General features: G+C 68.5%; 9 protein-coding genes. 6 read left to right on the top strand and 3 right to left on the bottom strand.

Annotated elements, in window-relative coordinates:
• Positions 1 to 11 precede the first annotated feature (11 nt).
• Positions 12 to 2,354 carry a hypothetical protein gene (locus tag ABD944_RS08415; RefSeq protein WP_345174077.1) on the top strand — a complete coding sequence of 781 codons (2,343 nt, stop codon included), beginning with the start codon at positions 12 to 14 and terminating at the stop codon, positions 2,352 to 2,354.
• Between the two features lie 21 nt (positions 2,355 to 2,375).
• On the top strand, positions 2,376 to 4,025 hold the full coding sequence (locus ABD944_RS08410; protein ID WP_345174075.1) for a glycoside hydrolase family 13 protein: 1,650 nt from the start codon (positions 2,376 to 2,378) through the stop codon (positions 4,023 to 4,025).
• 162 nt (positions 4,026 to 4,187) lie between these two features.
• Here ABD944_RS08410 and ABD944_RS08405 read toward each other — a convergent pair whose 3' ends face one another.
• Positions 4,188 to 5,345 (bottom strand): serine/threonine-protein kinase, encoded by a 1,158-nt coding sequence (locus ABD944_RS08405; RefSeq protein WP_345174073.1) that lies wholly within the window; start codon positions 5,343 to 5,345, stop codon positions 4,188 to 4,190.
• Positions 5,346 to 6,069: 724 nt separating this feature from the next.
• Here ABD944_RS08405 and ABD944_RS08400 point away from each other — a divergent pair.
• The gene (locus tag ABD944_RS08400) at positions 6,070 to 6,594 is read left to right on the top strand and encodes a hypothetical protein (RefSeq protein ID WP_345174072.1); all 525 of its coding nucleotides are present in this window, start codon (positions 6,070 to 6,072) and stop codon (positions 6,592 to 6,594) included.
• Between the two features lie 322 nt (positions 6,595 to 6,916).
• Here the strand turns inward: ABD944_RS08400 and ABD944_RS08395 are convergent, their stop codons facing one another.
• Positions 6,917 to 7,309, bottom strand: a complete 393-nt coding sequence (locus ABD944_RS08395; RefSeq protein WP_345174071.1) for a tautomerase family protein — start codon at positions 7,307 to 7,309, stop codon at positions 6,917 to 6,919.
• Between the two features lie 95 nt (positions 7,310 to 7,404).
• Here ABD944_RS08395 and ABD944_RS08390 point away from each other — a divergent pair, with 95 nt between their 5' ends.
• Both ABD944_RS08390 and ABD944_RS08385 read left to right on the top strand, forming a co-directional pair.
• The gene (locus ABD944_RS08390; protein WP_345174068.1) at positions 7,405 to 8,277 is read left to right on the top strand and encodes a LysR family transcriptional regulator; all 873 of its coding nucleotides are present in this window, start codon (positions 7,405 to 7,407) and stop codon (positions 8,275 to 8,277) included.
• Positions 8,278 to 8,542: 265 nt separating this feature from the next.
• Positions 8,543 to 9,904 (top strand): hypothetical protein, encoded by a 1,362-nt coding sequence (locus tag ABD944_RS08385; RefSeq protein ID WP_345174067.1) that lies wholly within the window; start codon positions 8,543 to 8,545, stop codon positions 9,902 to 9,904.
• Positions 9,905 to 9,999: 95 nt separating this feature from the next.
• Here the strand turns inward: ABD944_RS08385 and ABD944_RS08380 are convergent, their stop codons facing one another.
• Positions 10,000 to 11,511: an aminotransferase-like domain-containing protein gene (locus tag ABD944_RS08380; RefSeq protein ID WP_345174187.1), complete on the bottom strand. Its 1,512-nt coding sequence runs from the start codon at positions 11,509 to 11,511 to the stop codon at positions 10,000 to 10,002.
• Positions 11,512 to 11,868: 357 nt separating this feature from the next.
• Between ABD944_RS08380 and ABD944_RS08375 the strand changes: the two genes are divergently transcribed.
• Positions 11,869 to 12,927 (top strand): CapA family protein, encoded by a 1,059-nt coding sequence (locus ABD944_RS08375; RefSeq protein ID WP_345174066.1) that lies wholly within the window; start codon positions 11,869 to 11,871, stop codon positions 12,925 to 12,927.
• The last annotated feature ends 179 nt before the right edge of the window (positions 12,928 to 13,106 follow it).

The following is a 13,106-nucleotide window of genomic DNA, read 5'->3' as shown; positions in this document are numbered from 1 at the left end:
AGGAGCAGACGATGACCTCCGAAGCCTTCTCCCGACCCACGCTCAACCGCCGCGCCTTCCTCGGCGCGGCTCTCGCCGCCGGTGTCGTCCTCGTCGCCGAGTCGACCCCGATCGCCGCTCACGCCGCGGCCGGCGACGTCGCCCTGACCGGCGGCGGCATCCGCCTGCTGGCCAGTGCGGGCGGCAGGCTCGCCATCCGTGACGGCGCCGGCGTCACGCGGTCCGCCGGGTCGAAGTTCCAGGTCAAAGACAGCGTCACCGGAATCCATGTGTCCACCGGCGGCACTCCGACCCTGAGCGCGCTCCCGGACGGAACGCCGGCGATCCGCATGGACTACACCTTCGACGCCGCCGCCGGACCGACCGCCGTCGCCGGCTGGTTCAGCGTCGGCACCTCCCACGCCGTGCTGGAGTGGCGCGTCACCGGAGCGGACACGCTGGTCCCGGACGGCTTCCTGTTCAGCAGGGCGATCCAGGCACCGGCCGCGCCCGACGACTACGTCCCGATCACCGAATGGGTCCGTGACGCGGGCGGCGGCATCCCCTACGAGGACACCCTCTGCGTCGCCCACACCTCCACCTGGTCGGCCTCCCTGCACGGCCTGTTCCTGCTCGACCGGTCCCGCCAGGCCTGGACGAACGCGACCTGGGTCCACGCGCCGGGCGTGGCCGACGCGGGCGGCGGCTGGACCAGCCGGGCCGACTTCTTCTTCTCCGAGACCCGGCCGTCCGCCACCGCCACCATCGGCCGGGGCCGTGAACTCGGCCTCGAACTCACCACGAACCGCGACTTCAACCTGTACGAGTCGGCCGGTGAACAGATGGAACTCACCGCTCTGGTGGCCAACGGCGGCAGCGCGGCCTCATCAGTCGACCTGAAGCTGTGGGTGCGCGACTTCGACGGGGCGCAGCTGGCCGCCACGACCGTCACCGGCAGCGTCGATGCGGCCGGCACCTGGCAGCACACCTTCACCCTGGCCGCGCCGACGGGCGGGATCGCCCTGGCCGAAGTGGTCGTCAGCTCCGGTGACGACCAGGCGTTCGCCCGCACCAACCTCGCGGTACTGCCGCCCTACGACTACCAGGCGGGCACGGCCGGCATGTTCGGCGTCGCCAACTACCCCTGGCTGCAACGGCCGAGCGCCACCGCCCTCCTGGACTTGTGGCAGAGGGCAGGCATCGGCCTGGTCCGGATCGCCTACGACGGCGGCCCCGGACTGCCGCCCGCCGACTTCGACGCCCGCGGCATGCGCCACAACATCGAACTCCAGCCGTCTCTGGAGGCGACCGACACCGAAGCCGCCACCTGGGCCGCGGACAAACTGGCGGTGGCGGTCGCCGCCGGGGCCGAGTACTTCGAGATCGGAAACGAGCTCAACAGACCGTTCAACACGGGCGACGCCGCGCAGGCCTACCTGGACAAGGCACTGCGGCCGGTCTTCGACCGGCGGGCAGCCACCGGCGGCACCGTCAAACTGATGAACAACGGATTGGCCGGCATGGACAAGCCATGGGTGGAGAACTTCATCGCGGCCGGCGGCTGGGACCTGATCGACGCCTTCGCCTACCATCCGGGACGCGGCAACTTCACCCCGGACTACATACCGCCGGGCGACGACTGGACCACCGACGGCGACGGAACCTACTGGAACTTCTACGGCGGCCTGCGGCAGTTGAAGGCGCTGATGGCCGAGCACGGCGAGAAGGAGATCTGGCTGACCGAGGCATACGCGCCGACCAAGCCCAACAGCTGGTGGCACGACACCTACCGGCACGCCGCGGAGAACGTGCTCCTCACCCTCGCCCTGGCCAAGGCCGAGGGGATCCGGGGCGTGTGCTGGTACCAGTTCCACGACAGCGTGCTCGGCATGCCCCAGATCGCCGACCCGGACAACGTCGAGTACCACTACGGCCTGATGAACCGCGACCTCAGCCCGAAGCCCTCACTCCTGGCCTATGCGACCGCGGCCCGCACGCTCGACCAGGCCACCTTCCGTGACTGGCTGACCTTTGCCGACCCACAGACCTTCGGCCTGTGGTTCGACACACCCGACGGCCCCGCGGTCATCCTGTGGAACCGCGCCGACGGCTACCTGCTGAACACAGCCGGCCCACGCACCGACTGGCACTTCCCAGCCCCCGAGATGTGGACCGACCCCTGGCCGACCAAGACCCCGCTCGCGGTCGCCGCCACGACCGCCGTACGGCAGGTGAACGCGATCGGACGGGTCACCCAGATCCCGGTCACCAACGGCAGCGCGACGCTGACGCTCGACGGCGCGCCCCGGATCTACTACGGCCTCCTCCCGCACAGCGACAACGCGGGCCACCACAGCCTGCCGGCGCCCGCCTGAGACACCAGGTCCGAGCCTGACATGAAACGACCAAGGAGCAGCAACACCGTGCCCGCCCCCACCGCCACCACTCCCTGGTGGCGCACTGCCGTCATCTACCAGGTCTACATCCGCAGCTTCGCCGACGGCGACGGCGACGGCGTCGGTGACATCGCCGGCATCCGCTCCCGCCTGCCGTACCTCGAGTCCCTCGGCGTGGACGCCCTCTGGATCAACCCGTGGTACAAGTCGCCGATGGCCGACCATGGTTACGACGTGGCCGACTACCGCGAGATCGACCCGCTGTTCGGCACGGTCGCCGAGGCGGAGCGACTCATCGAGGAGGCGCACGCGCATGGGATCCGCATCATCGCGGACATCGTCCCCAACCACTCCTCCGACCGACACGCCTGGTTCCAGGACGCGCTGGACGCAGGCCCCGGCAGCCCCGAACGCGCGCGCTACATCTTCCGCCCCGGCCTCGGCCCCGAGGGCGCCCTGCCGCCCAACGACTGGGAGTCCCGCTTCGGCGGCCCGGCCTGGACCCGGGTGCCCGACGGCGAGTGGTACCTGCACCTCTTCACCCCCCAGCAGCCGGACCTCAACTGGCAACACCCCGACGTCCACACCGAGTTCGAGTCCGTCTTGCGCTTCTGGTTCGACCGCGGAGTGGACGGCTTCCGCGTCGACGTGGCCCACGGTCTCGTCAAGGACCCCGAGCTGCCGGACCTGGCCGACCGCGAAGGCGGCGTGCACCCCTTCTGGGACCGCGACGAGGTCCACGACATCTACCGCGCCTGGCGCAAGGTGGCCGACGAGTACCCCGGCGACCGCTGCTTCGTCGCCGAGGCATGGACGGACACCCCGGAACGGCTCGCCGCCTACGTCCGTGAGGACGGCCTGCACACCGCCTTCAACTTCGACTTCCTCATGACCGAGTGGGACGCGAAGGACCTGCGCACCGTCATCGATGACACCCTCACGACACTCGGCGCGGTCGGCGCCCCGGCCACCTGGGTCATGTCCAACCACGACGTCATGCGCCACGCCAGCCGCTACGGCCGCGTGGCCGCGAAGAAGTGGGTGGCCAACGAGTCCTACGTCCCCGCCGGCCCCGCCGACCTCGAACTGGGCACCCGGCGTGCCCGCGCAGCAGCCCTGCTCACTCTCGCCCTGCCCGGCGGCACCTACATCTACCAGGGCGAGGAACTGGGCCTGCCCGAGGTGGAGGACCTGCCCGAACACGTCCTCCAGGACCCCGTCTGGGAACGCTCCGGCCACACCGAGCGCGGCCGCGACGGCTGCCGAGTTCCGATCCCCTGGTCCGGACGGACCTCACCGTACGGGTTCAGCCCACAGGCCACCACCGCGCCCTGGCTGCCACAACCCGCCGACTGGGCGCCGCGCACCGTGGAAGCCCAGAGCGGCGACCCGGACTCCGTACTGGAGTTCTACCGCGCCGCCCTCTGCCTGCGCCGCGACCATCCCGCCCTCGGAGACTCCACCTTGACCTGGCTGGACGACACTCCCGCCGGAGTTCTCGCCTTCCACCGCAAACCCGGCTTCATCTGCGTCGTCAACCTCTCGACCGAGCCGTACCACCTGCCGGAACACACCTCGATCCTGCTGGCCAGCGGCCCCGTCGAAGCCAGCCGACTGGCCCCGGACCAGGCGGTCTGGCTTACCGTGTAGCAGGCCACACCCGAAAACCCCAGGGCCTGTCCCCGTCTCACGCCCCGCTATCCGGACAGGCCCTGGAGCGCCCTGATGCTGGGCATGCGCCTCGCCGCCGCCGGAGGCGCGCTACTGCTGGTCATGATGCGGTCAAGAGACCCTCCAGCCAAACGGCGTGGTTCACTTGTGCCTACCTTTCTTGTGTTTGGGTGCCCTCTTAGCTGGTTTCAATGTCCTTTTCGGGGGCGGTTCTTGGCGCTCGACGGCTGACTTCTTCTCCGTGGGCGTTCCCGGAGGCGCGCCGCCTGCCGGAGGCGCCGATGTGGATGCCGTCGGGACCGGGGCAGGTTCGCCCCCAGCAGAGGCGACCGCCAATCCGATCGCTCCCGCGATCACGACCGCAGTGGCCGAGGCTCCTGCGGCGATCCCGTAGAACTTCAAGGAACGGGTTCTCGACACGGGGGACGGCAGGTCGACGACAGGCAGCCGGGCCGTGGAGGTGACGGCCGCGTCCGGTGCGGGGCGGTCTGCACGCCAGGACTGTTCAGCGAACCAGGCGGCTACCTCGGCGGCCGTGGGACGCTGTTCGGGCCGCTTGCTCAGCAGCCGCATCAGATAGTCCTCGAACGGGCCTGGCAGTCCCGGACACCAGTTCCGGGGCGGCACGGGTGCGGCGTCCACGTGCTGGAACACGACGGCGGCGGCGTTATCACCTTGGAACGGCGGCCGACCGGTCAGCAACTCGTACAGAACACAGCCGAGAGAGTACACATCGGAGGCGGCGCAGGCAGGCCTGCCCAGGCCCCGCTCGGGCGCCAGGTAGGTACTGGTGCCGATCACCTGACCGGTCATGGTGAGAGACGCCGAAGCCTCGCCGGTGAACCGCGCGATGCCGAAGTCGGCGATCTTCACGGTGCCGTCGGCGGCCAGCAGCAGGTTTCCCGGCTTGATGTCGCGGTGCACGACGCCCTGCCGATGCGCGGCGGAAAGCCCCGCCGCCGCCTGCGCGGCGATGTCGGCGACACGCGACGGCGTCATGGCACCACGCAGGGGCCCTGCGTGGGCGAGGCTGTGTCCCTGGACGTGCTCCATCACCAGGAAGAGCCGGCCCTCATGGGTGCCGAAGTCGTACACCGCCACAACGTGCGGATCACTGAGGCGGGCCGCGGTCTGCGCCTCCAACAGGAACCGCTCGCGTGCCTGTGAGTCCGGCGCGGCCGTCAGCAGCAGCTTGACCGCGACCGTCCGATCCAGGTTCTGGTCGGTGGCGCGCCAGACCTCGCCCATCCCTCCCTGGCCGATCGGCTCGTCCAGTCGATATCGACCCGCTACCAGCACTCGTCCTCGATCCCTTGTCCCCGATGGCCACGCCCGTTGAAATGCGCAACTATCAAAGAACAGCGCTCAATCCAAGCGGAACATCACATCAAGCCCCCGTCCCTGCGTGGAGTCGATCCCAGCCCGCAGCATGAGGAGCCGTTGATGGAGGTGCAGGCGCCTGTGTGGAACGGTCGAAGCCCGCCGCGATCACCGTATACGCGAGGCGCGTCCTCTCCCAGGAGTCGCACCGCGTGTGCGCTGAGCGGGATGTCCGGCGTCCCCGGTCCCTACCGGGGACGGCGCTCAATCCCGAGTTCGCCCTGATGCGCTGGCGCTTTCCCACTGTTCGCACCGCTGTGGTGCCGATGGTGGTGCCGAGAGCGTAAGCCAGTCCACGCACCGTCGCGAAAAGAGCGGTGCGTGCGAGCCGGTGGCGCGTGCCGCGCTCTGGCCTTCGACCCTCGACGCTGGCTCGGTGGTCGGCGCGATGGATCGACGGCGCGGGCGGGGCAAAGGTCGACCTGCCTTCCTCGACGGCGTAATCCACTTCTCCCTGGCCCGGGAGGTGGCGGCTGCCCGGTGTGCGCTGTGCGGACGGTCGGCGCCGAACAGTGGACGGATCCTAAAGCAGTGTGCACTCACCAGATAGATGTCCTATGGCGCCTCATTCAAAATTCAAAGGACGAACTCGCTATCCCAGAGTGGCGCGACACGCGCGCTCATCGCGAACCAGGAGGGCCACATGATCATGCGAGCGGCGCGAATGCCGAAGAGAAGGTTCGCCGCGGTCACCGTCGCGGCATCGGCGGTGTTGCTGTCGACGATCGCCGTCGCGCCGAGCGCGTCCGCCGACCCCTACATCGGCCCCGGGGGAGAGCCGAAGGTCGACGGCATCGAGGGTCCTTGGAGGTGGATGGACCGGCCGCGCGGCGAGGAGTCGAAGGACTACCTGCCCTCATGCGCCAAGTTCTACGTCTGCCTGTACGTGCTCTCGAACCAGACGAGCACGAGAAACTACTGGTACGTCTTCCGGCTGTACGACGAGAAGTCCTACGGCGTCCACAACTTCAACTACGACAGCAAGTACCAGTGGATCATCAACAACCAGACGGGCGGCGTGGACGCGCTGACGTTCGACGGGGGTGCGGTCGGGAGCATTATCGCGTGTTACCCGGCCCCCGCCTCGGCGCCCGACCTCTCGCGGAATTTCAAATCCGCCAACTGGTACCCCGTCTGGTCCGTGGATACGAGCTACAAGTATTGCTAGCTCCCTGACCAGATGCAGGAATTGCGCGATGGCGCGGTGGTCCGCCGCGCGGGCCGCCGCGCCCTGCGTTCCGCCACAGGTCGACAGAGCCGGGGTCTACGTGGGCATCACCATGATCGCCGCGGCACTGATCGGCCTGCTGGCGTTCGGTGGCATGCTCGCACTGCCCTCCACGAGAACCACGGCACTGGCCCGTGGCTGCGGCTGCGGAGGACGGCATTTGTAGCCGGCGGGCTGTCCTCTGACCGGACACCGGAGGGCCGCCGGCGAGCTGTGCGGCCCACCCGCGGGCTTCTTGTCGCTGCGGCTCACACCGTTCCCCTCAGCCCTGCTGCACCGCGTACTGCGCGATGCCATTGCCGAACGACCAGTTCTCCGGCAGTACCTCCACAAGATTGATGAACACGTCTTCGGGGCGCACGCCGGGGTTCGCCTGCAAGAGGTCGACGATGCGCAGGTAGAGCGCCTTCTTCTGGGCGAGGCTGCGCGTGTTGTTGGCGGTGATCCGGATGATGACCACCTCGTCGCTCCGTTCGACGCCGTAGTAGGTGGGGCTGACGCTGAAGGTGCTGCTGTCGTGCTCGGTGATCGTCATGAAGCGGTCGTCTTCCGGCACGTCGAAGGTCTCACGCATGGCGTGGTAGACGCCTTCGAAGAGTGCTTGGTGGTACTCGGCGGACTTGCCGCGCCGCAACGACACTTGGACCAAGGGCATGGTCTGACTCCGTTCCTCGGGACGGTTCGCAGCGTAGCCAGCACTTGATCATTCAAAAAAGTCATCTTAGGATATTTCAGTCATTAAATATTCCAATGATCGGCGTGACGATGAAGATGCTCGCCCTGGACGCGGTGCAGGCCTTCGTGCTGACCGCCGAGATGAAGAGCTTCACGCGCGCGGCGGAGGCGATGGACTCCACGCAGTCCGCCGTGAGCCTGAAGATCAAGCGGCTGGAGGACGCCTTGGGCCGCCGCCTGCTGGACCGTACGCCCCGCCTGGTCCGTCTGTCGCAAGACGGCGCCGCCTTCCTCGGCCCCGCACGTGAACTGCTGGCCGCCCACGCGGGCGCGCTGGGCTCGTTCGGCGTCCAGCGGCAACGCCTGTCGATCGGCATGAGCCACCACGTCGTCGGCGCCGAACTGCCCCACCTCCTGCGTCAGATGGGGCGAGCAGAGCCAGACCTGACGCTGGAGGTGAGAATCGCCAGCTCATGGGAGCTCCTTGACCTGTTCGACAGCGGTGCGCTGGACGCGGCCATCGTGCTGCGCCACGAGGGCCGTCGCACCGACGGTGAAGTCCTGATGGAGGAGCCCTTTGGCTGGATGGCCTCTTCCGACTTCGAACACCGCTCCGGCGAGCCTCTGCGCCTCGCCCTGCAGGCCGAGTCATGCCATGTGCACGAGATGGCGGTGACCGCGCTGAACGAAGCGGGCATCGCCTGGCAAGAGGTGTTCGTGGGCGGCGGCATCGCGGCCATCGGTGCGGCCGCGGCAGCAGGCTTGGCCGTGGCGGCGCTGAGCCCGCGCGTGGCCCCACCCGGCACCATGGACATGGGCGAATCACTCGGCCTCCCGCCGTTGCCCGCCCGCAGCGTCGTCCTGCAATCACGCCCGTCCGAGCCGGCCGCTCGCAGGGCGCTGCGCGCCTTCGCCTCCGCCCTGCGCGCCCAGCGGCACTCTTTTTGATCTACAATGTAAAGGTATCGGCTGGGTGAGCAGCTTCGCCTCCGAAGGAAACTGTCATCCTCGGCGCCCCAGATTGCTAACCGAATCAGCTTCCGCGATTTCCTCGTGGTGGCTGCGATGGCCGGCGCTGGGCTGGGCGGCCCCACGCTTCCGCCATTGCGTCCACCGGGGGAGTGCCTTCCGGGCCACGCTTACCTGACACCGCTGGTGCCCTCTAGGGATCGATGAAAGGACTGGCACGCAACGGCCCGACTAGGTTGAGCGCATGACAAGCCTGGATCATCCCCAACTCTCCGGGTTGGGGCGGAACCCGTCCTCTCCTCATGATGTCCTGGTACGTCTGGCTGCACATAGGGCTGGCCGACACGGGATATCGCAGCGCCGTGGGCGGCTGGAGGACGCCGTTGTCGATGCTCTGCTGAAGCACGACGACGGCGACACCGCGGTGGGCCTTCACGGGAACCGGATCTCCCAGGAGATGCGCCGAAGGATTGCCGAGCATCCCGATCCGGCGATCCGCAACGCGTTCACAGACTTTGTCCGCCACATGGTTGACCGCAAGGTGCCGATTGGCATCGACGACCTTGAGGAAGCCTATGGCCAGCCTCGGACGATGCTTGCCAGTGCGCCGAGTCCGAGCCTGCGCGCCGCGGTCGCACGAGCCTGGTACGACCGGCCTCTCGTTGTGCAAGTGGAACTGCTCGCTGACCCGGATCCGCAGGTCCGTGCAGCCGCCACCGAGCGCAAAATTCCGGGTGTCCCGCCTGAGTGGAGGGAGCGTTGCCTAGCCGACCCTGCAGTGCGCATTAACGTGGCGCGCTACGTCCCACTTACATCAGAGCAGTTTGCGCAGCTCATGCGGCAGGAGGAGGCGGAGCTCCATCAAGCTGTCGCCTGTAATCCCCATCTATCGGCAGAGATGGTCGCCCAGCTCCTGGGCGTCGATGACCCGCTCGTGCGGGTCGCGGCTGCGCAGAGTCGGCATGTGGACGCCGAAACCCGGGACCGGCTGTATGCGCTCGTAGAAGCCGAACGCGCGGACGGAAGCATCGAGGCGAAAGTAGCTCTGAGCTGGAACTTCGTCGAACCGGACTGGCTGCGCGAAGCTCCTCTCGATGAGCGGATGACCTACCTGGACTGCCAGCACACAACATTTCGGCGCGTTCTGGCCTCCTGTCACGACCTACCTGAAGAGGCATGGCGTCGGCTGGACAACGACCCGGAACTCGCAGTCCGCCGTGCTGCCGCCCGTCGGCCGGGCACACCACCAAAGGTCCTGGAAAGACTGGTCCGCGCCCACGGCGACGTATTGCACATCCGCCCGCTACTCGTCGACCACCCCAACTTCCCTCGTGACGTGCTGCGCACGTTCGTCGACGAGCCAAGCCCGGACGTGCGCTACCTCGCCTTGCAAGACCCGGAACTACCCCTGCCATGCCTTCAGCAGCTCGTCGGCGCTTCCGAGCCCTTCCTGCGCCGCGGGGTCGCCCGTCACCCCAACATCACTGACGTGTTGCTGGAGAATCTGCTCGGTGACCCAGACCCTGAGGTAGCCGACGACGCCGCTGCCAACTCTGCGCTGCGGCCGACCCAGATGTATCGGATCCTTACCGCTGCCGGCTTGTGACCCCCGAGAAATGCGGGCTGAACTGCGGAAACGCCGATCGGGCAACCGGGCAGAATTGGATCGTTCCGTACGGTCAGGTCCGGTCGGTTGCCGAGTCAGGGCGTGAGTAGGGCGGTGGGCTGGCCCATCAGGGTGACGACGGCCTCGCCGATCGCCGCGGCGAGCTGCGGGGCGTGCTCGGCGGGAAGTGCGCCCGCGTTGATCCGCAGGTGGCGTTGGTGGCCGGGGGACAGGAAGAAGGGCTGCCCGGCTGCCAGTAGGAACCCTCGCTGCGCCGTGGCTTCGACCACCCGGTCGGCGTCACAACCGTCTGGGAGCGTGACCCAGACGTGCAAACCGTCAGTGTCGTACTCGGGGACGAAAAGGCCGATCTGCTGGGAGGCGCTGGCCTGCCGGAGGGCCTCGCGGACGGCGGCCCGGCGGTGCGCGTACTCGGTGCGCGCCTCCGTGAGAAGTTCGTCGAGGCGGGGGTCGGTGAGCGTCGCCGCGAGTACGCGCTGGGACGTCCGGGACGTCCATCCGTCGGCGAAGGACTTGGCCAGCGTGAGCGGATGGCGGATCGGCTGCTTGGCGAGGGCCACCGCCAGCCGCATGTCAGGGGCGATGGACTTGGAGAATGAGCGAAGGTACACGACGCGGTCCCGTAGCCGGGGATCGGTGTACAGCGACCCTGGTCGCAGGGTCGCGGCCTCGGCGAACTGGTCGTCCTCGATGATCCAGACGTCGGGATGTGGCGCGAGGGCGTCTGCCAGCGCGCGTCGGCGTTGCGCCGTCCAGCAGCAGCCGGTCGGGCTCTGGGCGCGGGGGGTGAACAGCACGGCCGAGACACCCGCGTCGACGGCACCGAGCAGCCCCTCGACGGTGACCCCCGCCTCGTCCAGCGGCATGGGGACGAGCCCCAGTCCTTGGAATTCGAGGGTGTCCATGGCGGTCTGGTAACCGGGCTCCTCGACGCCCACAAGGACGGTCTCGCCGGGGGAGCGCCGTTGGAGCAGCATGGCGAGCAGGGCCAGGAACTGCTGCGTGGAACTGGCGATGAGCAGGTCGTCGGCATCGGTCTCGATCCCGTCGTGGGCGAGCCGTTTGGTGAGCGCAGCGGCCAGTTCCGGCTCGGTGCTCAGCGTCGCCGGATACTCCAGGTCCCGAGCCTGCAACCGGGCGGCGACGTCCCGGTAGGCGCGCTTGACGACGGTCAGCGGCAGCAGTCGCGGGTCCGGCCCGCCGCGCGTGAGGTCGCGCGCGTTCGGATGGCTGCGCTGCAGTCGTGCCTCGGTCTGGGCGAGAACCTGGCGCCGCCATGCCCTGCCACCGCGGGCGGGCATCGGGGGTTCGCCTCCGCGGGGGGGCGGCGCCGTCCGCGGGAGGTCGGCGGCCTCGCTGACGAAGGTGCCGCGGCCGGCCTCCCCGTGCACCAGGCCGAGCTCTCCGAGCCGGGCGTAGACGCTCATGACGGTCGTGACGCTGAGGCCCAGGTCGGTGGCGAGTTGCCGGACGGACGGCAAGCGCTCGCCGGGGCCCAGTTCGCCCGTCCGGATCGCCTCGGACATCTCGTGTGCCACTCGTTCGTAGAGCGGACGCCCGTTGCCCGAGGAGTCGCGCAAGGTCATTATCCGTCGTTGCACCTCAAGCATCACGCATACATTTTACCAGTACGTCTTGCGGCGTTGGAGTGCCCCCAGAGAGCGGGTGGGCCCCTGCCTCCGCTGGGAAGCCCCCCGTGGTATGGCGTTCTGGGGCCTGCGTGCTTGTTTGGGAAGGTCTGTCGGGCACAGAGATGCGGCCGGACTGAGCACCACAGCCTTCGTCAACTGTACCCCTAACGTATTGACTGTGTTACGCGAGCGTGACACTGTGACGTCCGTCCTCAGCGCCGTACCGTCTGGTCCGGCATGGCCTGCCGCGCTCGCCGTTCCGGCAGTGCGTGCCGGTACGGCGACCGTCCGCAGTACAGGAAGGCGCCGCGCGTGATCTCCCATCTGACCGCCACCGGTGACATCGTTCTCACCAGGTCCCTGGCCGAGGTGCCCGCTGATCCCGGCTTCACCGCACTTCAGGAGGTGCTCGGAGCATCGTCCTGCGTGCTGTCGAGCGTGGAACTGCCCTTCTCCGACCGGGGTCACCCTTCCGACCGGATCCTCAACTTCCGGGCGCGTCCCGAACTCGTCCACGAGCTGGCCGCCTTCAACCTGAGGGTGGCGACACTCGCCAACAACCACAGTTCTGACTACGGCTGGGACGCCCTGGACGACACCGTGCGGAGACTGCGCTCGGTGGGAGTGACGGCGATCGGTGCGGGAGAGGATCTCGCGGCCGCCGAGGAGGCCGTCGTCCTGGATATCGCCGGCCGCCGCGTAGGGATCCTCGCCTGGTCCTGCCTGCTGCCGCTGGGAGCCGCGGCCGGCCCGTCCAAGCCGGGCATCTCTCCCGTGCACGTGGAGACCGAGTGGGTCGTGAACGGCGAGTTCCAGCTGGAGGAACCGGGCGTGCCCCCGGTCATCCGGACTCGGGTACGCGCGGCCGATCACGAGCGGGTCATCGGCCGCGTCCGGGAACTGCGGGAGCGCGTCGACGTCGTGGTGGTCACCGTGCACTGGGGCTTCGGGTTCGGCAGCGCGCGCGCCGAGTACCAGCGGGTGTTCGGACACGCGCTCGTGGACGCGGGGGCCGACCTCGTCCTCGGCCATCACGTGCACGCCCCGCAGGGGGTGGAGGTGTACCGGGATCGGGTCATCGTGTACAGCCCGGGCAACTTCGTGGCCCAGCAGCCGAGGGAGAACATCACCCCGGAGATCGAGGAGATCTACGACGCGTTCAGCCGGGACGCCTTCATCACGGTCGTCGACCTGGCCGGCGGAGACGTCCCGCAGGTGTCACTGGTGCCGATCATGACGGCCGAGCACGGGCTCCCCGTCCTGGCGGATCCGGAGAACGCCCGCCGTATCGCGGACCGGCTGGCCGTCGAATCGGCGGATCTCGACACCGTCGTCGCGTTCGACGGCGCTCGCGTGATCGTCACCGGCTGAATCCCGTCGGCCGTGCCCGCCGGTGCAACGCCCCGCGGGCACGGCCTCCCCGTCCGCCGCGGCCAGGTGTTCCGGAGTAAGCGTACTGATTGTTATGCATACATCCTCTAGACACCAAGATGACAGCCGTGTACGTTCGCAGAACCGCCGGGCGCAGGACCCGGTGGACGAAGGACCGT

The sequence above is a fragment of the Actinomadura verrucosospora genome (assembly GCF_039540335.1).
Classification (GTDB): Bacteria; Actinomycetota; Actinomycetes; order Streptosporangiales; family Streptosporangiaceae; genus Spirillospora; species Spirillospora verrucosospora.
Note: the sequence above shows the minus strand (reverse complement) of the source record. Positions and strands in the feature narration are given on the sequence as shown.

Excerpts from the sequence above, each read along its gene's own strand:
- ABD944_RS08415 (WP_345174077.1), top strand. The coding sequence starts at position 12 with ATGACCTCCGAAGCCTTCTCCCGACCCACGCTCAACCGCCGCGCCTTC.
- ABD944_RS08385 (WP_345174067.1), top strand. The coding sequence starts at position 8,543 with ATGACAAGCCTGGATCATCCCCAACTCTCCGGGTTGGGGCGGAACCCG.
- ABD944_RS08390 (WP_345174068.1), top strand. The coding sequence starts at position 7,405 with ATGATCGGCGTGACGATGAAGATGCTCGCCCTGGACGCGGTGCAGGCC.
- ABD944_RS08395 (WP_345174071.1), bottom strand. The coding sequence starts at position 7,309 with ATGCCCTTGGTCCAAGTGTCGTTGCGGCGCGGCAAGTCCGCCGAGTAC.
- ABD944_RS08380 (WP_345174187.1), bottom strand. The coding sequence starts at position 11,511 with ATGACCTTGCGCGACTCCTCGGGCAACGGGCGTCCGCTCTACGAACGA.
- ABD944_RS08400 (WP_345174072.1), top strand. The coding sequence starts at position 6,070 with ATGATCATGCGAGCGGCGCGAATGCCGAAGAGAAGGTTCGCCGCGGTC.
- ABD944_RS08410 (WP_345174075.1), top strand. The coding sequence starts at position 2,376 with ATGAAACGACCAAGGAGCAGCAACACCGTGCCCGCCCCCACCGCCACC.